Genomic DNA, 19,563 nt, shown 5'->3' with positions numbered 1-19,563 from the left:
CACCACCTCATGATCGAACCCCCACAACCCTATACCGTCAAAATGGTTGGCGCCACCGGCCTCAGCACCGATGAGCGCAGCGCCGCAGAACTGCGGTTTCGCATGGCTCTGGAATTTGGTGTGGGTGGCCCCGAATGCGTGCTGCCCACGCTGCAGGCCTGCATGCTGGCGCGCTCACTGATCGAAGGCCTGCCGGCCCGAGAGCGCACAGACGCCGAATCTGGCGCCGAGCTTGAGGTGATTGCGCTGTGGGAAAACGCCGAAGGCCGGGCCATCATGACCGCCCTGAAGCCGCTCAACACGAGCGGCAACATGGACGAGGTGCGCTTTGTGATCTCTGTTTAGCGCACGCTAGCGGGCTTGTCGGCCCCCCGGAGGCCCCGAGAGGTGCTGAACCGGTTTCAGTTCAGCGGCAAGCGTTCATTTCGCCTCGTCAACCATCTGGATGGTTTTTTCTTCCACCTCTTTGGCCACTTCCAGCAAGGCCGGGTCCTGGGACAGTGACGAGAGCATTTTCACGGGCGTGATCAAGCCCAGCTTCGTCTTGCCTTTCTCCGTGTACACGGAAATCCGGCACGGCAGTGCCATGTTCAGGCGCATGTCGGTGGACAGGACTTTAGCCGCCTGGGCCGGGTTGCAGACTTCAAACACCCGGCACTGCTCCTCAAAGGCGATGCCTTTGCTGCGAAGGGTGGCGCCCAGATCGTGAATATGCAGGACGCCGAACTCGTGGCGTTTCACTGCCGCGTCAAGGTCGGTCGATGCCTGCTCGAAGGATTTATTGGTTTCAACAATGTAGTACATGCGTTCTCTCTGTGAGTGTGTGAATGGGTTTAAGGCCTTGAAAAACCGCCTTGCTGCCGGATGATCCCGCCAAAGCGGCGAGCAAGGTCAGCAATCGCAAGTCGTCCAGGCATGGGCACCCAGGGCTTCAGTCATCCACGGGGGTAGGGGCAGGCACGCTCTTGGTGCTGTTCAGTTGGGCGAAGGTGCTGTCCAGCACGCGTTCGAGTTTGTCGACGGCCCCGGTGATGGCCTGGTCGAGCGTCGCGGCCAGGTGCGTCACGGCAATGGGGTTGCGGCCCGCAGGTCGGGCCTCCAGGACGCACTTCTTGTCGTCGCCATGGGTCTTGTGACCGCTCTCGTCGCTCAAGTGCGCTTCCACACGGGTAATTTGCGCGACAAAACGGTGCAGCTTTGCATCTACAGCCGTCTTGACGTATTGGGTCAGGCGCTCGCCACCCTCGATATTTTTGTCAGCGTTGACTTGGATTTGCATATTGCGATCTCCTGGTGTGCAAACAAGGATGCGTGTTCGCCGCCCAAGGCGTGCCGACTACGCTTGAATGTTCATCCTAACCCAAAGCCATCGCCACCCCCAATACCCACACCCGCCGTCAGCGCATCAGGAGTAAAAAGAGAGTGGCACCGCACGCCAGGCCAAGCACCGCCAGCGCGCCGGCCAGCCACAGCATGCGAACGCGCAGCGTGTCCACGCGAATAACCAGCTGCGTGTTCTGATCTGCAAGCGCCTTGATCACCTCGGAAGACGCCACTATCTGGAATTGCAGGTCAGCCGCATCGGCTTCCAGATCGCGCAAGCGCAACGCCAGCGCAGAAACGGACTGGACGCCAGGTGTGACAGCGGCGGGCGCATCAGCCGCCGGATGGGCGCCTGACGGTGGTTTGTTCCCGACCGAGTTCCACAACTTCTTGGCACCCACCGCGACCTTGGGCGCATTGCGGACAACGTCGCTCCAGGGAACGCTCTGCAAAACAGTCAGCCAGCCTATAGCCATTGAACCGCCCTTTCAAGAAATAATGTCACCCTACCATGGTTGCAGCAAGCACCCGCCGGCCGCACCGGAAGGCCATGAAAAAAGCGCCTGCGGACCGGGCCGGAGGCGCTTTTTGACAGTTTTCGCGCTACTTTTTATAGCTGCGCATCAACTATATGACGCGAAGGCTCAAGCCTTGCTGGCGGCAGCGTAGTTGGCGATGCCGTCGGTAATTTCCTTCTTGGCCGATTCCGGACCTTCCCAGCCCGAGATCTTGACCCACTTGCCCTCTTCCAGATCCTTGTAGTGTTCAAAGAAATGGGCGATGGTTTTCAGGCGCAACGGGTTCATGTCTTCCGGTTTTTGCCAGTGGGTGTAGAGCGAGCACTTCTTGTCGATGGGCACGGCCAGCACCTTGCCGTCTTCACCGGCTTCGTCGGTCATCTTCAGGATGCCGATGACCCGGCAGGTCACGACCACGCCAGGAATCAGCGGCACCGGGGTAATCACCAGCACATCGACCGGGTCGCCGTCGCCGCTCAGGGTCTGGGGCACATAGCCATAGTTGCACGGATAGTGCATGGAGGTGCTCATGAAGCGGTCCACGAAAATCGCGCCGGACTCCTTGTCCACCTCGTACTTCACCGGGTCGGCGTTCATCGGGATCTCGATGATCACGTTGAAGGATTCCGGCGCGTTTTTGCCGGGGGTAACTTTAGATAGAGACATGGTCGCTTTGGAGTTGGTAAAAAAGGCGTTGATCGGAAGAGAAAGCTCAGGGTCGTCGCTGGCGGACTGCACGGGCTTGCCCAAGGCTGCTTGCTCGGTATTTACCCGCATTTTACTGATTCAGACCTTACGGAGCCCCCATTGCTCAGGTTTTGGCGTTAAATTTCGCGGGTTGGCCAATCGTCTCTGCGTGAGCAACGAGGAAGCAACGCAGCGGAGGTGCCGCTAGCGTGGCGCCCTCCTCCAAGCTAAAAATAACGTAGAGGAACTTTATGACAGCCAACTCAGCACCCATGTGGGCGCTCATTCTTGCGCTCGCGTGCGGACTCATCGCGGTACTTTACGGCATCTGGGCCCGCAGCTGGATTCTTGCCCAGGACGCCGGCAATGCGCGCATGCAGGAAATTGCAGAGGCCATCCAGACAGGCGCCGCCGCCTACCTGGCCCGGCAGTACAAAACCATCACCCTCGTGGGCGTCATCCTGGCGGTGCTGATTGGCGTCTTTCTGGACGGCAAGACCGCGTTTGGCTTTGTGGTGGGGGCGCTGCTGTCGGGGGCCTGCGGCTTCATCGGCATGAACGTCTCGGTGCGCGCCAACGTGCGCACCGCGCAGGCGGCCACGCGCGGCATTGGCCCGGCGCTGGACGTCGCCTTTCGCGGCGGCGCCATCACCGGCATGCTGGTGGTCGGGCTGGGGCTGCTGGGCGTCAGCGGTTTTTACTGGTTTCTGGTGGGCAACGGCAACTACACCCCGACCACCAAGCTGGCCGATCTGCTCAACCCGCTGATCGGCTTTGCGTTTGGCTCGTCGCTGATTTCCATCTTTGCGCGGCTGGGCGGCGGCATTTTCACCAAGGGCGCCGACGTCGGCGCTGACCTGGTGGGCAAGGTCGAAGCCGGCATCCCGGAAGACGACCCGCGCAACCCGGCCGTGATTGCAGACAACGTGGGCGACAACGTTGGTGACTGCGCCGGCATGGCGGCCGACCTGTTTGAAACCTATGCGGTCACGCTGATTGCCACCATGGTGCTGGGCGCGCTGCTGGTCAGCGCCGCGCCGGTCAATGCCGTGCTGTACCCAATGGCGCTGGGCGCCGTGTCCATCATCGCATCCATCATCGGCTGCTTCTTCGTCAAGGCCTCGCCGGGCATGACCAACGTGATGCCGGCCCTGTACAAAGGCCTGGCGGTGGCGGGCATTCTGTCGCTGATCGCGTTTTACTTCGTCACGCTGTGGCTGATGCCCGACAACGCCATTACGGCCAGCGGCAGCCAGATGAAGCTGTTCGGCGCCTGCGCCGTTGGACTGGTGCTGACGGCCGCGCTGGTCTGGGTGACCGAGTACTACACCGGCACGCAGTACGCGCCGGTCAAGCACATCGCGCAGGCGTCCACCACCGGCCACGGCACCAACATCATTGCCGGCCTGGGCGTGTCGATGCGCTCCACGGCCTGGCCCGTGGTGTTTGTCTGCATCGCCATCCTGGTGTCGTTCAATCTGGCCGGTCTTTACGGCATTGCGATTGCCGCAACCTCCATGCTCAGCATGGCCGGCATTGTCGTGGCGCTCGACGCCTACGGTCCCATCACCGACAACGCGGGCGGCATCGCCGAGATGGCCGACATGCCGCCTGAAGTGCGCGCCGTAACCGACCCGCTCGACGCCGTGGGCAACACCACCAAGGCCGTGACCAAGGGTTACGCGATAGGCTCAGCCGGCCTGGCCGCGCTGGTGCTGTTTGCCGACTACACCCACAAGCTCGAAAGCTATGGCCGCGCCATCAGCTTTGACCTGAGCGACCCGATGGTGATCGTTGGCCTGTTCATCGGCGGGCTGATTCCCTACCTGTTCGGCGCCATGGCCATGGAAGCCGTGGGCCGCGCCGCCGGCGCCGTGGTGGTCGAAGTGCGCCGCCAGTTCAAGGAGATCGCCGGCATCATGGAAGGCACGGCCAAGCCCGAATACGGCCGCGCGGTCGACATGCTGACGACAGCGGCGATCAAGGAAATGATCATCCCCAGCCTGCTGCCGGTGGTGGTGCCAATCCTGGTCGGCCTGCTGCTGGGCCCCAAGGCGCTGGGCGGCCTGCTGATGGGCACCATCGTGACCGGCATCTTCCTGGCGATTTCCATGTGTACCGGCGGCGGCGCCTGGGACAACGCCAAAAAGTATATTGAAGACGGCCACCACGGCGGCAAGGGCTCGGACGCGCACAAGGCCGCGGTCACCGGCGACACCGTGGGCGACCCCTACAAGGACACGGCCGGCCCGGCCATCAACCCGCTGATCAAGATCATCAACATCGTGGCGCTGCTGATCGTGCCGCTGATGATGAAGTTCCATGCTGGCGAAGCCGCAGCCGCGCCGTCAGTCCCCACGGCGGCGCCCACCGCCATCAGCGCGCCCGCCAGCCCGACCGTGCCTGCCATGCCAACACCAGCCCCGACGCAGGCACCCGATGCTTCGGGCGTTACAACGCCGGTGCCGGCGGCTTCCAGGTAACACCCCAAAAGCTGATCTCTCATACCCCGCTTCGGCGGGGTTTTCTTGTTCAGAATGGCCACCCGGCGGGGTGCGGCGCTACTTATTCGGCCGCCTCAATGCAAAACAGCCGTCCGGACAAGGGCGCATTGCCCAACGACTCCAGGGAAACGGCCTGGCGCGCGCTGGTCACATACAAGGTGTCCAGACCCTCCCCGCCCAAAGCCACATCGCTCGGGCAAGGAACCGGCAGGCCAATCACCCGGTCCTGGTTGCCATCGGACGAAAACCTGACCACACTCCAGCCATCCTGCAAGGCGGTCCAGACGCCGCCGTTGGCGTCCACCGCCAGGCCGCTCAAACGGCCCGAGCCTTTGGGCACCGTGGCCAGCCGGCGAACTGAAGCTTGCCCGCGTTGCATCAGCAAGATCACCCCCGATTCGCGCGACAGGCCATACAGCAACTGCCCGGTGCTGTCCCAGGCCAGCGCGTCCAGCGACTCACCGAGCGTCCAGCTGCAATCCGGCAGGCTTTCAGGTACGTCAGACCAGGGACCCACCCGCCAGCGCCCCGCCCCGCGCTGCTCACAAGCCCACAAACCGCCCGACGGGTCAGCGCACAGGGCTGACGGCACGCCCGAGGGCCAGGGCTGCAGCGCACGAACCTCGGGTGCAGCGCTGGCCGGCTGGTCAATGCGCCAGTAGCCGCCCTGGCTGCCCACCAGCAGCGCCGCCTGCCACACCACCAGCGCCGTCAGCGGCGCATCAAACACCGCCACGTCGCGGTCCTGCTGGCCGTCATACAGGCGCACGGACGGCGCCAGGCTGTCAGCCCAGAACAGCCCGCCATGCGCGGCGCTCCAGCGTGCGAACTCCCCCTGAAAAGCCCACGGCCCGTTCACCACGCGCGGTTCGGCGGCGGCCTGGGCCGGAAAATGAACCGACAGCTGCGCCCCCACGCGCCGCGCCGCCTCGGCCACTTCCGGCCCCAGGCCCTGCACCCGCTCCATGGTCATGCGGTAGGCCGGGCCCGCCACACTGATCGCGCCGCGCACCTTGCCGGCGGCGTCCACCACCGGCGCGCCGACGCAGCGCACGCCTGGCACGATTTCCTCGTCATCAACCGACCAGCCCCGCGCGGCGGTGATCTTGAGTTCGGCCTGCAGCCGGCGCCGGTCGGTGATGGTGCGCGGCGTCAAGGCCTTCAGGGTGATGCCCTGCAGCAGGGCATCGCGGGCGCTGTCGTCCAGCGCCGACAAAATCGCCTTGCCCTGGCTGGTGCAATGCAGCGGCTTGCGCTGGCCCATGGCCGACTGCGAGCGCTGGCTGTGGGCGCCGTCACAGCGTTCCAGCGACAACACCTCCAGCCCGTCCAGCGTGGCCAGGTAAGACGTCTCGCCGGTCAGATCGCGCAGCGCCCTGAGTTCCACGCCCGCCGCAGCCGAGAGGTCGGGCATGGCGTAGGCGCTGCGGGCCAGCTCAAAGCAGCGAAAGCCCAGGCAGTAAACCCGGCGCAAGGGGTCGCGCCTGACCATGCCGCGCGCCACCAGCGTGGCCAGCAGGCGGTACAGCGTGGTGCGCGGCAGATCCAGTCGTTTTGACAGTTCAACCTGGCTCAAGCCCTGCGGGGAACTTCCCAGCGCATCCAGAATGTCCATCGCCTTTTCCAGCGAGGCCGTTCCATCACCCATGTTGGATTTCATCGCATTCGTTTCCAGTATGTGGGACAAGCAGACCAGACCCCAAACCACCCGGGTTGGCAACAAGACCCCATTTATTTAACATTGCCGGCATGCCATTTCAGCACGATCTGGATTCAATGACTTGAACCCGCCGTCCCACTTTTTGAGACACCCCCGGGAATGACTGAATTTCCGCCCCTTCGACACCCGCACCAAGGAAACGCCATGAGCAGCGCCGAAATCACCCCCACGCCCATTCGCCCGGCACCGGTTTTTGTGCCCGACGCGGTACTGGACCGCCTTGCCAAAGTCACCAGCGGCTCGCTGACCACGCAGCTCTTCAAGAAAGGTTATCGCCAGCCGGTGCTGGTGGGTCTCACGCCGCAGAACAAAAAGATGAAGGCCTTTGCCGGCCGCGCCTACACCATGCGCTTCATTCCGGCGCGCGAAGACATCGACACCTACGCCACCCTGACCACCGAGCCGCACATCAACAACCTGCAGTGGGTCGGCGTCGAGCAGGTCCGGCCCGGCGAGGTCGTGGTCATCGACAGCAACCGCAACCCGGCCGCCGCGTCCATGGGCAACATGCTGATCACCCGCATGATGATGCGCGGCGCCCGGGGCGTGGTGACTGACGGCGCGTTTCGCGACGGCACCGAGCTGTCAGCCATGGACTTCCCGGTCTGGAGCGGCGGCGTGACCGCCACCACGCGCTTGTCCTACCACCATGTGGCCGACCTGCAGGTGCCGATTGGCTGCGCCGGCGTGGCCATTTACCCGGGCGACGTGATCCATGGCGACGGCGACAACATCACCGTGATTCCGGCTCACTGCGCCGAAGAAATGGCCGACCTGTGCGAAGTGCAGGACGACCTCGAAGCCTATCTGGCCCTGCGCGTGCAGGCCGGCGAAAAGCTCTGGGGCCTGTACCCGCCCAGCCCCGAGACGCGCGCCGCGCATGAAGGCTGGGTGGGCGCCGGCCGCCCCGTGATTGCCCCGGCCGAACCCGCCAGGGACCTCCCATGAACACACCCGACATGCACCCGCACGAAGCGCTGATTCGCCGCTATTTCGACGCCTGCAACGCCGCAGACTACGGCGCGCTGATGCGCTGCTTCACACCCGACGCGATTCACTACTTCCCGCCCGGCCTGCCCGAGATTCCCTGGCGCAGCGCCGACACCATCGCCAGGAAATGGCTCTGGTGCGTCGAAAACCTCGACTCCCAATGGACCATCGAAAAAGTGCTGGTCAGCCACGATTCGAACGAGGCCGTCATCGAATGGACGCACTGGAAACGCAAGACTGGCACCGCCCAGCGCGGCGATGAGTGGTATGTGTTCGATGATGCCACCGGACTGATCAAGGAAATCCGGGCCTACTACGCCTCGCCTGCCGTCAAGGACACGGCCGAACTGCCGCAAGTAGGTAGCACCCACATGGGTGAGCTGGTCGAGTTTGACTATGCTGGTCGCGGCTATCACCTGAACTGGAAACAAACATGAAGACTTTGCAATCAATCAACGCCCGCACGGGCCAGGCCCTTGGCGCCCGGCTGTACGCCTCCACCCCGGAACAGGTGGATGCCTGCGCCAGCGCCGCCGGCGCGGCCTTTGCCGACTGGTCATCGAGCGATGGCGCCACGCGTGCTGCCCTGCTGCGCGGCCTGGCCGGCGCCCTGGAGTCCGACCGCGAAGGCCTGGTCGCCCTGGCCGATGAAGAAACCGGCCTCGGCTCCGCGCGCCTGAACGGCGAACTGGACCGCACCGCATTCCAGCTGCGCCGCTTTGCCGACATCGCCAAACGCGGTGTTCCCTTTGAGTTTCTGGATGACCCGGCGGTGGCCGGCGGCCCGCCCGCAGGCCACCCGGCCATGGTGCGCCAGCGCGTGCCGCTGGGCCCGGTTGCCATGTTCTCGGCCAGCAACTTCCCGTTTGCGTTTTCGGTGCTGGGCGGCGACACCGCCTCGGCGCTGGCGGCCGGTTGCCCGGTGGTGGTCAAGGCCCATACCGGCCATTTGCTGCTTTCCAACCGCGTCATCGGTCTGGTGCAGCAAGTGCTGAAAGCGCAGAACCTGCCCGCCGGGCTGATCAGCATGATCCAGGGCGGCGGCAACGACGTGGGCGTGCGCCTGGTGCAGCACCCGGCGATAGCGGCTGGCGCCTTCACCGGCTCGACCCGCGGTGGCTCTGCCCTCCAGGCGGTTGCCAATGCGCGTCCGCGCCCGATTCCTTTTTACGGCGAGCTGGGCTCGACCAACCCCGTCATCGCCCTGCCCGCCCTGCTGGCCGCCAAAGGCGCCGAGCTGGCCGCAACTTTGGCCGGCTCCATCAGCATGGGCTGCGGCCAGTTCTGCACCAGCCCCGGCCTGATCGTGCTGATCAACGGCCCCGAAAGCGATGCGTTTGTAGCGCAGCTCACCACGGCGCTCACCGCCCAGACTCCGCATGCGATGCTGACGCCCGGCATGCGCCAGGCCTTTGACGCCGGCGTTGAACACATGGTGGGCGCAGGCGCCCGTCCGCTGCTGCAGCAAGCCGGCACGCCCGAGGCACCCCGGCCTTTCCTGGCGCAAGTCGATGCGGCAAATTTCATGGCCACGGCAGAACTGCGCGAAGAAGTGTTTGGCCCTTCCAGCCTGATCGTTCGGGCCAACTCGGTCGCCGAGGTGCTGCAGGTGCTGCAGGCCGTGGGCGGCAGCCTGACGGTGACGCTCTGGGGTGCTGAAGACGAGTCTGCAGACACCCGCGCCCTGGTACGCGGCGCCATGGCGATTGCCGGACGCGTGCTGTTTGCCGGCGTGCCGACAGGCGTGGCGGTGACGGCGGCGCAGCAGCATGGCGGCCCATGGCCGTCGTCCACCCAGCCCATGACGACTTCGGTCGGCGACTCGGCCATGGACCGCTTCCTGCGCCCGGTGGCCTTGCAGGACGCGCCCGCCTGGCTGCTGGCGCGCAAGGGCCAGCCATGCTGAACCACATCGTGATGTTTCGCCGCAGGGTAGACGTGCCCGCCGATGAGGCACTGGAAGCCGCGCTGATTTCCCGCATGGACGCGCTGGGCAGCCAGATCGACGGGATCCGAAGCTGGCGCTTGTCAGCCAATGAACTGGCCCGGCCCATCAGCTGGGGCTATGTGCTGGAGTCGGCCGTGGACGATGCGCAAGCCCTCAACGGCTACCTGTTTCACCCGCTGCACCAGGCGCTGATTGCCGACCTGAAGCCTTATTTTGAGTGGGCGGCGGTGGACTACACCGTTTAGCACAAGCGTGGATCGGACCGGAGCGGGCTAAACGATCCACGCCGGAAAGCGCCGCTTGATGTCATCGACAAAGGCCAGTGTTCCGGCCAAATGCTGGCGCAAGGCCTGTTGCGCAGCGGGTCCGTCCTTGTGGACGATGGCTTCGACGATGGCCCGGTGGTCCCGCACAATCGCCTGGGGCTTGCCTTCGTCCGGCAAATTCAGGCGGCGCAACCGGTCGACGTGCCCGCTTTGCTTGCGCACCAGAGCCCAGAGCGGGCCCACCCTGGCGGCCTCGTACATTTCCTGGTGAAAAGCCTGGTCGGCCAGAGCCAGTCTCGGAACATCCAGCGGGTTGAGCGCGGCGTCCTGCACCGCCAGGCTCGCGTTCAAACGCTGCACCAGCGCGCGGTGCTCCGCATCCGGTAATTCACAGAGTGTCTTCAGGATTTCCAGCTCAATCGCCAGCCGCAAAAAATGCGCCTGCAAGGCCGCCGACAAATCAATGCGGCTCACCACCGTGGCGTGTTGGGGAAAGATGTCCACCAGCTGCTCTTCGCCCAGCCGCATCAAGGCATCGCGGATCGGGGTTTGGCTGATGCCAAAGTGTTCCGCCAGTTCGGCGCGCTGCAGCACAGTTCCGGGCTCCAGCTGAACCGAAACAATCAGTTCACGCAAAGCTTCAAAAACCTGGGGCGCCGACTGGCGGGTGCGGTCCAGCTTGAGCGGAGCAACTTTCGCTAGGGCATTCATGCGGTCTTCAGGTGTGGATGGAAGGTGGATCAGGGTAAATCATAGCATTGACACACTAATATATTAGTGCTTTAATTTCTTCCAGAATTTGAACCTGAACCGGATGACAAGCTCATGACGAAGAAAACCTACGAAGAACTGCGCAGCGCGCGCTGGTTCGCTCCCGACGATGTCCGCTCCTTCGGCCACCGCTCGCGCGTGATGCAGCTGGGCTACGGCCCGCAAGACTGGGAAGGCAAGCCGGTCATCGCCATCCTCAACACCTGGAGCGACATCGGCACCTGCCACGGCCACTTCAAGCAGCGCGTCGAAGATGTCAAGCGCGGCGTCTTGCAGGCCGGCGGTTTTCCGCTGGAACTGCCGGCGCTGTCGCTGTCCGAGTCACTCGTCAAGCCGACCACCATGCTCTACCGCAACATGCTGGCGATGGATGTCGAGGAATTGCTGCGCAGCCACCCGATTGACGGCGCGGTGCTGATGGGCGGTTGCGACAAGACCACGCCCGGCCTGGTGCTGGGCGCCTTGAGCGCCGGCGTGCCCTTTATCTACATGCCCGCCGGCCCGATGCTGCGCGGCAACGTCAAGGGCAAGGTGCTGGGCTCGGGCTCGGACACCTGGAAGTACTGGGACGAGCGCCGCGCCGGCAAGATCAACGCGACGCAATGGCTGGAAGTTGAAGGCGGCATTGCGCGCAGCCACGGCCACTGCATGACCATGGGCACGGCCAGCACCATGACCGGCATTGCCGAAGCGATTGGTTTGACGCTGCCCGGTGCCTCGTCCATTCCCGCCGTTGATTCCAACCACATCCGCATGGCCACCGAATGCGGCCGCCGCATCGTCGGCATGGTCTGGGAAGACCTGACGCCCGCCAAGATGCTCTCGCGCGCCTCGTTCGAGAACGCCATCACCGTGGCCATGGCCATGGGCTGCTCGACCAACGCCATCATTCACCTGGTGGCCATGTCGCGCCGCGCCGGCGAACACTGCGCCGTGGGCCTGGACGACTTCGACGCCGCCAGCCGCAAGGTGCCGGTGATTGCCAATATCAGGCCCAGCGGCGACACCTACCTGATGGAAGATTTTTATTACGCCGGCGGCATGCTCGGCATGATGAGCGTGCTGAAAGACCACCTCAAGCTCGATGCGCTGACCGTGACCGGCAAGCCCCTGGGCGACAACCTGGTCGGCGCCGAGGTCTACAACCACGACGTGATCCGCCCCCTGAGCAACCCGATTTATGCCGAAGGCGCGCTGGCCGTGCTGCGCGGCAACCTGGCGCCCGATGGCTGCGTCATCAAGCCCAGCGCCTGCGCGCCGCAGTTCTTCCAGCACACCGGCCCGGCGCTGGTGTTCGACGACTACCCGTCGATGAAGGCCGCCGTGGATGACGAGAACCTCGACGTGACCGCCGACCACATCCTGATCTTGCGCAACGCCGGCCCCCAGGGCGGCCCCGGCATGCCCGAATGGGGCATGTTGCCGATTCCGCTCAAGCTGGTCAAGCAGGGCGTCAAGGACATGCTGCGCATCTCGGACGCCCGCATGAGCGGCACCAGCTACGGCGCCTGCATCCTGCACGTCGCGCCCGAAGCCTACATCGGCGGCCCGCTGGCGCTGGTCAGGACCGGCGACCTGATCACCGTCGATGTGCCGGCGCGGCGCATCCACCTGGAAGTCAGCGACGACGAACTGGCGCTGCGCCGCGCCGCCTGGACAGCGCCGCCCAAGCGCTTCGAGCGCGGCTACGGCTGGATGAGCGCGCGCCACATCCAGCAGGCCGACACCGGCTGCGACTTTGATTTTCTTGAAACCTCGTTCGGCGCGCCCATCGGCGAGCCGGACATTTACTGAGGATGTGCAAAGCAAGCACTTCCCGTTCGTCATTCCCGCGAAGGCGGGAATCCAGCGACACGGGCTGAAACATTCAACCGAGTCTGGATACCCGCCTTCGCGGGTATGACACAGGAAAGTTATTTTTGACCTCATCCCAACAAACGAAAGACCTTCATGCCTCTTAGCCCCTCCACCCGCGACAAGCTCAAGACCGTCAGCACCGCCACGCTGTGCACGGCCCTCTTCAAGCGCGGCCTGCGCAACCAGTTCATCCAGGATGTGCACCCGGTCAACCCCAGCCTGCCGACCATGGTCGGCGAGGCCTTCACGCTGCGCTACATTCCGGCGCGTGAAGACCTGAACCCGATCAGCGTGTTCCAGGACCCCAGGCATCCCCAGCGCGTCGCCGTCGAGCAGTGCCCCGAAGGCGCCGTCATGGTAATCGACAGCCGCAAGGATGCGCGCGCCGCCTCGGCCGGCTCCATCCTGATTTCGCGCCTGATGGTGCGCGGCGCCGCCGGCATCGTCACCGACGGCGGTTTTCGCGATTCGCCCGATCTGGCCGCCATGCCCTTCCCCACCTACCACCAGCGCCCTTCGGCCCCGACCAACCTGACGCTGCACCAGGCGCTGGACATCAACGTGCCGATTGGCTGCGGCGATGTGGCGGTGTTCCCGGGCGATGTGATCGTGGGCGACAAGGAGGGCGTGTTCGTGATTCCGGCACACCTCGCCGACGAGATTGCCGACGAGGCGGTGGAAATGACCGCGTTCGAAGACTTCGTGACCGAGGAAGTGCTCAAGGGCCGACCCATCATCGGGCTGTATCCGCCTACCCAGCAGCAATCCAAGGACGATTTCGCCGCTTGGCGCCAAGCCAAAGGACGCTGAAGCACCCTACCCCCGAGTTTCACCCCGCTCAACCACGTTCAACCACACATCAACAGGAGACAAATTCATGTCAAATAGACGCTTAGCCCTCGCTACCATTACCTGTGCAGCCATTGGTTTCATAGCTACCAGCGGTTCAGCCCTGGCCCAGTCCGACTACCCGAGCAAGCCGGTCAAGATCATCGTGCCGTTTCCGGCCGGCGGCACCAGCGACGTGATGGGCCGACTCCTGGCCGAGGAACTGGGCAAGATCCTCAAGCAGCCCTTCATCGTCGAGAACGTCGGCGGCGCCGGCGGCGTGATCGGCACCGAGCGGGGCGCCAAGGCCGCGCCCGATGGCTACACATTGATTCAGACCGGCGTGGGCCAGAGCGCCGTGGCCCACGGTCTGGAGCCTTTGCCCAAGTACAACTCCAATACCGACTTCATCCACATCTCGCAGGTCCACTCCGGCCCCAACGTACTGGTAGTGCACCCGAGCACGCCATTCAAGACGCTCAAGGACCTGGTCGACCACGCCAAGGCCAACCCCGGCAAGCTGGACTACGGCTACACCCCGGCCGCTTCTGGCCACATGGCGATGGAGCAGTTCAAGCAGACCGCCGGCATCTTCATGCTGGGCATTCCCTACCGTGGCGGCGGCCCGATGATGACCGACATTTTGGGCGGCACGATCAAGCTGATGTTCATCAACCAGGATGTGGCGCTGCAGCACGTCAAGGCCGGCAAACTGCGCCCACTGGCGGTCAGCAGCGCCCAGCGCAATCCGCTTTATCCCGACGTGCCGACCATCGCTGAGTCGGGCTACAAGGGTTTTGAAGCGCTGTCATGGTCCGGCCTGTCAGCGCCCACGGGCACGCCGCAGGCCATCATCGACAAGCTCGAAGCCGCCATGGTGCAGGCCATGAACTCACCGTCCGTCAGGCAGCGCCTGGAGTCCCAAGGGTTTGTCGTGCCGCAGCAAGGCGCCAAGCCCTACGCCGCCTTTGTCAAGAGCGAGGAAGCCCGCTGGACCCAGGTGATCAAGACTGCCGGCATCAAGTCCCAATAAAGCAGCAGTCCAGGGACAATTTCGTCGCCGGGCGCACGGTTAAACGCCACGGGCCTGGCATGGTGTCCTGCACTGAAAGTCCCGGCGGTGCTCCTGCAGAAGGCCTTTGGGCGGTAGGATCAAGGCATCTTGAATCCTCCCCTGAACATCAGCCGCATGGAAGACGTGGCACGCGAAGCCGGCGTGGCGCGCGTCACCGTCTCGCGCGCGCTCAGCCACCCCGACAAGGTGTCGCCCGCCACGCGCGCTGCCGTGCGCGCCGCCATCGAGCGCCTGGGCTACGTGCCCAACCTCACGGCCGGCAGCCTGGCGTCTAAGCGCTCCCGGATCATCGGCGCCATCGTGCCCACGCTGTGCAATTCCTGGTTTGCCGACGCCATGGACGGCCTGGCCGAAACGCTGGGTGCGGCCGGCTACCAGCTGATGCTGGGGCAATCGGGCTATCACGTTGACCAGGAAGCCGGCCTGGTCGATGCCTTCCTGGGCCGCAAGGTGGACGGGCTGGTGCTGACCGGCGTGGTGCATGCGCCTTCAGTGCGCGAACGGCTGCGCCGCCTGCGCCTGCCGGTGGTCGAAATCTGGGACCTGACCGACGACCCGATCGACACGGTGGTGGGTTTTTCAAATATCTTGATTGGCGAGGCGGTAGCCGGCTACCTGCTGCAGTGCGGCCATCGGCAGATCGGGTTCATTGGTGCCGAAGAGGTGCGCTCCGACAAACGCATGCAGGGGCTGCGCCAGCGCCTGACGGCCGAGGGCCTGGGCGTGACAGCCGCGACCCCGATTACACCGCCCTCCACCATTGAAGACGGCGCCCGGAGCCTGGCCGAATTGCTGGCGCTGAACCCGCAGCTGCAGGCCGTGTTTTGCAGCAACGACACGCTGGGCGTGGGCGCCTTGTTCGAATGCCACCGCCGTGGCCTGCGCGTGCCGCAGGACATGGCGGTGGTCGGCTTTTCAGACCTGGCGATTGCCGCCGCCTGCGTGCCGGCGCTCACCACCGTGCGGGTGCAGTCGCGGGAACTCGGCTGCCGGGCCGCGCAAGTGCTGCTGCAGCGCTTGAACGGCGCCGCCACGGCAGAAGTGCCCCACCCCGAGGTGATTGACCTGGGCTTTCAGATCATCGAGCGTGAAAGTGCCTGAAGCCTGAAAAGAGCCGGAAAAACCATCCATCCCTGCCTGTCATTCCCGCGAAGCCGGGCGGCCGCGCGCCTAAGCCTCCCAGCTTTCGCCCAGCGCCTGTGCCTGCGCCAGCACCAGTTCCACCGCCGCATCCTGCAAGTCCGGCGGGTACTTGTATTTGCGCAAGATGCGCTTCACCATCAGCCGCAGCCGGGCGCGCACGCTTTCCCGTTCCGACCAGTCCACGCCCAGGTTCTGCCGCAGGCTTTGCGTCAGTTCGTGGGCGATTTTCTTCAGGGTTTCATCGGTCAGTTCACGCACGGCCGATTCGTTGTTGGCCAGCGCGTCGTAAAAGCGCACCTCGTCCTCCGACAGGCCCAGCGTTTCCCCGCGCGCAGCCGCTTCGCGGAACTTTTTGGCCATGTCCACCAGTTCTTCCATCACCTGCGCGGTTTCAATCGAGCGGTTCTGGTAGCGGGCGATCACGCTGGCCAGCATCTCGGAGAACTTTCGGTCCTGCACCACATTGCTGGCAAAGCGGCTTTTGATCTCGCCTTCAAGCAGCCGCTCCAGCAACTCCACCGCCAGATTTTTCTCGGGCAACTTTTGCACCTGGGCCAGAAATTCGTCGTCCAGCAGGCCGATGTTGGGCTTGTCCAGCCCCACCGCGTCAAAAATATCGACCACCCGCTCAGACACCACGGCCTGGCTGATGATCTGGCGAATCGCCAGCTCGCGCGTTTCATCGGTACGCTTTTGGCCGCTGAAATCCTTCTTCGTCAGGATGACTTTCACGCCCTGCAAAAAAGCCACTTCCTCGCGCACCGCCTTTGCCTCGTCCAGCGTGCAGCACAGGGTGAAGGCTTTGCTCATGGCCAGCGCCGTGTCGGCAAAGCGCTTCTTGCCGTCGCGCGTGGGCCGGTTTTGAGGCCCAGCACATGGTTGGCCGCGCCGGCCAGCACCCTGTGCCCGCCAGTCAAAAATCCGCTGTAGTCAAAGCCGTGCAGCATGGCGCGCAGCACGTCGATTTTTTCCAGCAGCACGCTGAACGCCTCGTGCGCATCCACCGTCGGCCGGCCCCGGCCTTTGCTGGCGGTGTATTCACGCATCGCCGCCTTCAGCTCGTTGCCAATGCCGATGTAGTCGACCACCAGGCCGCCCTGCTTGTCCCTGAACACGCGGTTGACGCGGGCAATCGCCTGCATCAGGTTGTGGCCCTTCATGGGCTTGTCCACATACAGGGTGTGCACGCAGGGCGCGTCAAAGCCAGTCAGCCACATGTCGCGCACGATCACCAGCCGCAGCGAGTCGGCCGGGTCCTTGAAGCGCTTTTCCAGCCGCTTCCGGGTCTGCGGGCTGTAGATGTGCGGTCGCAACAAAGCCTTGTCGCTGGCGCTGCCGGTCATGACGATCTTGATGGCGCCCAGCGCCGGGTCGGCGTCATGCCAGCCGGGCCGCAGCCGCACGATCTCGTTGTACAGGTGTACGCAAATGTCGCGGCTCATGGTCACCACCATGGCCTTGCCGGTCTGCGCGGTGTTGCGCTGCTCAAAGTGCGCCACCAGGTCGGCGGCCACGCTGGCCACGCGCGGCTCGGCGCCCACCACCTTTTCCAGCGCGGCCCATCGGCTTTTTAGCCGGGCCTGCTGGCTTTCCTCGTCGTCTTCGGCCAGCTCGTCCACGTCTTCATCAAGCTGCGCCAGGTCCGCGTCCTTCAGGCTCAGCCGGGCCAGCCGCGACTCGTAATAAATCGCCACCGTGGCGCCGTCTTCCTTGGCCTGCTGCATGTCATACACATGGATGTAGTCGCCAAACACGGCGCGCGTGTCGCGGTCGGCGCTGGCGACCGGCGTGCCAGTAAACGCCACAAACGTGGCATTGGGCAGCGCGTCGCGCAGGTGCTGCGCGTAGCCGGACTGGTAGCGCTCCACGGCGTACCCGGGCCGCGCCAACTCGGCGCGGTGGGCCGTAGCCAGGCCATCGCCGGTTGCTACGCCATTCATAGCGATTAGCGCCCGACCTGCTTGGGCTAAAGCCATTTTTGATGCTGAATTACGGGTTTTCAGCTTGGCCTCAAAGCCATATTGCGTGCGGTGCGCCTCGTCGGCGATCACCACGATATTGTGCCGCTCCGACAGGGTCGGAAAGCTGTCTTCGTCCTCCCCCGGCATGAACTTCTGGATGGTCGCAAACACGATGCCGCCCGAAGGCCGCTTCGCCAGCAGCGTGCGCAATTCCTGCCGCGTGCGCGCCTGCACCGGCTGCTCGCGCAGCAAATCCTGCGCCAGGCTGAACACGCCAAACAGCTGGCCGTCCAGGTCGTTGCGGTCGGTAATCACCACCAGGGTCGGGTTTTCCATCGCCGGCTCCCGCATCACGCGGGCGGCAAAGCAGGTCATGGTGATGCTCTTGCCGCTGCCCTGCGTGTGCCAGACCACGCCGCCTTTCTGGCTGCCGCCGGGGCGCGACGCCTGGACCACCTGGCCAATCGCCAGCCGCACCGCATGAAACTGGTGGTAGCCGGCGATCTTCTTGACCAGCGTGCCGTCGTCCTCGAACAGCACGAAGTAGCGCAGGTAGTCGAGCAGATACGCGGGCGCCAGCACGCCGCGCACCAGCGTCTGCAACTCGTTGAACGCGCCCAGCGGGTCCAGCGTGAGGCCGTCAATCGTGCGCCAGGCCATGAAGCGCTCGGCGTCGCTTGAGAGCGAGCCCAGCAGCGCCTCGGTGCCGTCCGAAATCACCAGCACCTCGTTGGTCTGGAACACATCGGGAATCTGCTCTTTGTAGGTCTGAATCTGGTCAAACGCCTTCCACACATCAGCATTCAGCTCAGCCGGGTTCTTCAACTCAATCAGCACCAGCGGCAAGCCGTTGATGAACAAAATGATGTCGGGCCGGCGCGTGTGCCTGGGGCCGCGAATCGAAAACTGGTTGACCGCCAGCCAGTCGTTGCGCGCCGGCTCGGCCCAGTCGACCAGCCGCACGAAGTCGCCGCGCGTCTCGCCGCCCCTTTCGTCATGGGTCTGGTACTGCACCGGCACGCCCGCCACCAGCAGGCGGTGGAAATGCCGGTTGGCGGGCAACAGCGCCGGAATGCCCAGGTCCAGCACCTGCTTGAGCGCATCGTCCCGCGCCGCTGGCGGAACACCGGGGTTCAGCCGCTCCATCGCCGCGCGTAGCCTTCCTGTCAGCAGCACCTGCCGGAAGTTGTCGCGTTCAGACGCCCGGCCGTCGGGCGCCATTTCGGGACCGTAGGCGTGGCGGTAGCCCACGTCTTGCAGCCAGGCCAGGGTTTCCTGTTCGAGTTGGTCTTCGGTCATGGCGCTCGCGATGCCCTCTCAGGCGTCAAGTTTTATGTGCTCGTTGTGCGTTGCACGGTATGAAAGGACTCTTGAATGTATGCCGGTGATGTTAAAGAGTTGTTTCATATTAAGCGTCGCCGCGAGCGCCCCCTTGAATAGGGGGAAAAACTGGCCAAAAATCATTCGGCCGGCCTCAACGTTTAGAATCTAATCAGCACGTAGGCCACGTGGAATTTGATCAATTAGCTATCAAAAACATAGTGACTACGAGGCTAAAATTTTACTTGTTGCACGCGCTTAGGTTAAGATAACGCTCAAGTGGATTGGGGGTTCCTGGTCGGCGTTATAGCCTCGGTGGGTTCATCGGGGCTTTTCGCTTTCTGGGGTGGGTAAATCATCAACCCCACGTTTTCATAACCCATGCCTACCCGGGTTCGCCCACCATCGCAGTAAAACTTGCGCTTCAATAGCTCAAACGCCTGGTTCGCCTGGGCGGGCCGCAAGTAGTTCACCCCTAATGGACGCGCCACCAAATCGGCCAGCTGCAGTCCCGTCAGATTGGTCTTCTTATCGGCAAACACGATGTCAAACGGCAAACTTTGGTTGCCGGGGTTGCTGCCATCACGAATCCGCCTGAACGTAAGCGGGTGGCAAAGTCATCTTGAACAAGGAGCCTGTCCGCCCGACGATG

19 protein-coding genes are annotated in these 19,563 nt (G+C 64.1%); 10 read left to right on the top strand and 9 right to left on the bottom strand.

The genetic code is table 11. The features are described 5' to 3' along the window. The first annotated feature begins 9 nt into the window (after nt 1–9). Complete coding sequence (locus IV091_RS03330) at nt 10–345, top strand: hypothetical protein (RefSeq protein ID WP_293465084.1); 336 nt, start codon at nt 10–12, stop codon at nt 343–345. A 75-nt stretch (nt 346–420) separates the two neighbouring features. Here IV091_RS03330 and IV091_RS03325 read toward each other — a convergent pair whose 3' ends face one another. From IV091_RS03325 to ppa, 4 genes are all read right to left on the bottom strand, one after another. Next, entirely contained in the window at nt 421–804 is a 384-nt protein-coding gene (locus IV091_RS03325) for a DUF302 domain-containing protein (protein ID WP_293465082.1), read from the bottom strand. A 127-nt stretch (nt 805–931) separates the two neighbouring features. Continuing rightward, on the bottom strand, nt 932–1,279 hold the full coding sequence (locus tag IV091_RS03320; RefSeq protein ID WP_293465081.1) for an HPF/RaiA family ribosome-associated protein: 348 nt from the start codon (nt 1,277–1,279) through the stop codon (nt 932–934). Between the two features lie 118 nt (nt 1,280–1,397). Further along, the gene (locus tag IV091_RS03315; protein WP_293465079.1) at nt 1,398–1,799 is read right to left on the bottom strand and encodes a hypothetical protein; all 402 of its coding nucleotides are present in this window, start codon (nt 1,797–1,799) and stop codon (nt 1,398–1,400) included. Nucleotides 1,800–1,967: 168 nt separating this feature from the next. Next, a complete protein-coding gene (gene ppa, locus IV091_RS03310) occupies nt 1,968–2,507 on the bottom strand; it encodes an inorganic diphosphatase (protein ID WP_293465149.1) in 540 nt (179 codons plus the stop codon). Between the two features lie 272 nt (nt 2,508–2,779). Between ppa and IV091_RS03305 the strand changes: the two genes are divergently transcribed. Further along, nucleotides 2,780–5,011, top strand: coding sequence for a sodium-translocating pyrophosphatase (locus IV091_RS03305; RefSeq protein WP_293465077.1), 2,232 nt, complete (start codon nt 2,780–2,782; stop codon nt 5,009–5,011). Nucleotides 5,012–5,093: 82 nt separating this feature from the next. Here IV091_RS03305 and IV091_RS03300 read toward each other — a convergent pair whose 3' ends face one another. Further along, nucleotides 5,094–6,692, bottom strand: a complete 1,599-nt coding sequence (locus IV091_RS03300) for an IclR family transcriptional regulator C-terminal domain-containing protein (protein WP_293465075.1) — start codon at nt 6,690–6,692, stop codon at nt 5,094–5,096. Between the two features lie 204 nt (nt 6,693–6,896). On the opposite strand from IV091_RS03300, the gene IV091_RS03295 reads away from it, so the two are divergent. From IV091_RS03295 to IV091_RS03280, 4 genes are read left to right on the top strand one after another with little or no spacing between them, the layout of a single operon-like run. Further along, nucleotides 6,897–7,700 (top strand): ribonuclease activity regulator RraA, encoded by an 804-nt coding sequence (locus IV091_RS03295; RefSeq protein WP_293465073.1) that lies wholly within the window; start codon nt 6,897–6,899, stop codon nt 7,698–7,700. Next, nucleotides 7,697–8,179 carry a nuclear transport factor 2 family protein gene (locus tag IV091_RS03290; protein ID WP_293465071.1) on the top strand — a complete coding sequence of 161 codons (483 nt, stop codon included), beginning with the start codon at nt 7,697–7,699 and terminating at the stop codon, nt 8,177–8,179. Before IV091_RS03295 ends, IV091_RS03290 begins: the two co-directional genes overlap by 4 nt. Next, complete coding sequence (locus tag IV091_RS03285; RefSeq protein ID WP_293465069.1) at nt 8,176–9,648, top strand: aldehyde dehydrogenase (NADP(+)); 1,473 nt, start codon at nt 8,176–8,178, stop codon at nt 9,646–9,648. The genes IV091_RS03290 and IV091_RS03285 overlap by 4 nt, the downstream gene beginning before the upstream one ends. Beyond that, nucleotides 9,642–9,935: a Dabb family protein gene (locus IV091_RS03280; RefSeq protein ID WP_293465066.1), complete on the top strand. Its 294-nt coding sequence runs from the start codon at nt 9,642–9,644 to the stop codon at nt 9,933–9,935. Before IV091_RS03285 ends, IV091_RS03280 begins: the two co-directional genes overlap by 7 nt. 27 nt (nt 9,936–9,962) lie before the next feature. Here IV091_RS03280 and IV091_RS03275 read toward each other — a convergent pair whose 3' ends face one another. Beyond that, nucleotides 9,963–10,667 (bottom strand): GntR family transcriptional regulator, encoded by a 705-nt coding sequence (locus IV091_RS03275; RefSeq protein ID WP_293465063.1) that lies wholly within the window; start codon nt 10,665–10,667, stop codon nt 9,963–9,965. Between the two features lie 114 nt (nt 10,668–10,781). Between IV091_RS03275 and araD the strand changes: the two genes are divergently transcribed. From araD to IV091_RS03255, 4 genes are all read left to right on the top strand, one after another. Next, the gene (gene araD, locus IV091_RS03270) at nt 10,782–12,521 is read left to right on the top strand and encodes an L-arabinonate dehydratase (protein WP_293465061.1); all 1,740 of its coding nucleotides are present in this window, start codon (nt 10,782–10,784) and stop codon (nt 12,519–12,521) included. A gap of 156 nt (nt 12,522–12,677) precedes the next feature. Next, on the top strand, nt 12,678–13,394 hold the full coding sequence (locus IV091_RS03265; protein WP_293465059.1) for a ribonuclease activity regulator RraA: 717 nt from the start codon (nt 12,678–12,680) through the stop codon (nt 13,392–13,394). Between the two features lie 67 nt (nt 13,395–13,461). Beyond that, nucleotides 13,462–14,445, top strand: a complete 984-nt coding sequence (locus tag IV091_RS03260; RefSeq protein WP_293465057.1) for a tripartite tricarboxylate transporter substrate binding protein — start codon at nt 13,462–13,464, stop codon at nt 14,443–14,445. A gap of 129 nt (nt 14,446–14,574) precedes the next feature. Next, complete coding sequence (locus IV091_RS03255; RefSeq protein ID WP_293465054.1) at nt 14,575–15,588, top strand: LacI family DNA-binding transcriptional regulator; 1,014 nt, start codon at nt 14,575–14,577, stop codon at nt 15,586–15,588. A gap of 69 nt (nt 15,589–15,657) precedes the next feature. Here the strand turns inward: IV091_RS03255 and IV091_RS03250 are convergent, their stop codons facing one another. The 3 genes from IV091_RS03250 to IV091_RS03240 all read right to left on the bottom strand — a co-directional run bounded on the left by IV091_RS03250 (nt 15,658) and on the right by IV091_RS03240 (nt 19,468). Beyond that, nucleotides 15,658–16,440, bottom strand: a complete 783-nt coding sequence (locus tag IV091_RS03250; protein ID WP_293465051.1) for a DUF3387 domain-containing protein — start codon at nt 16,438–16,440, stop codon at nt 15,658–15,660. Further along, on the bottom strand, nt 16,437–18,890 hold the full coding sequence (locus IV091_RS03245) for a type I restriction endonuclease subunit R (RefSeq protein WP_293465049.1): 2,454 nt from the start codon (nt 18,888–18,890) through the stop codon (nt 16,437–16,439). Before IV091_RS03245 ends, IV091_RS03250 begins: the two co-directional genes overlap by 4 nt. Before the next feature lie 296 nt (nt 18,891–19,186). Then, nucleotides 19,187–19,468 carry a hypothetical protein gene (locus tag IV091_RS03240; protein WP_293465047.1) on the bottom strand — a complete coding sequence of 94 codons (282 nt, stop codon included), beginning with the start codon at nt 19,466–19,468 and terminating at the stop codon, nt 19,187–19,189. Between the last annotated feature and the right edge of the window lie 95 nt (nt 19,469–19,563).

Source organism: Polaromonas sp. (assembly GCF_018780625.1).
Taxonomy (GTDB): Bacteria; Pseudomonadota; Gammaproteobacteria; order Burkholderiales; family Burkholderiaceae_C; genus Polaromonas.
The sequence above is the reverse complement of the archived record's forward strand: the minus strand, read 5'-3'. Positions and strand labels throughout refer to the sequence as shown.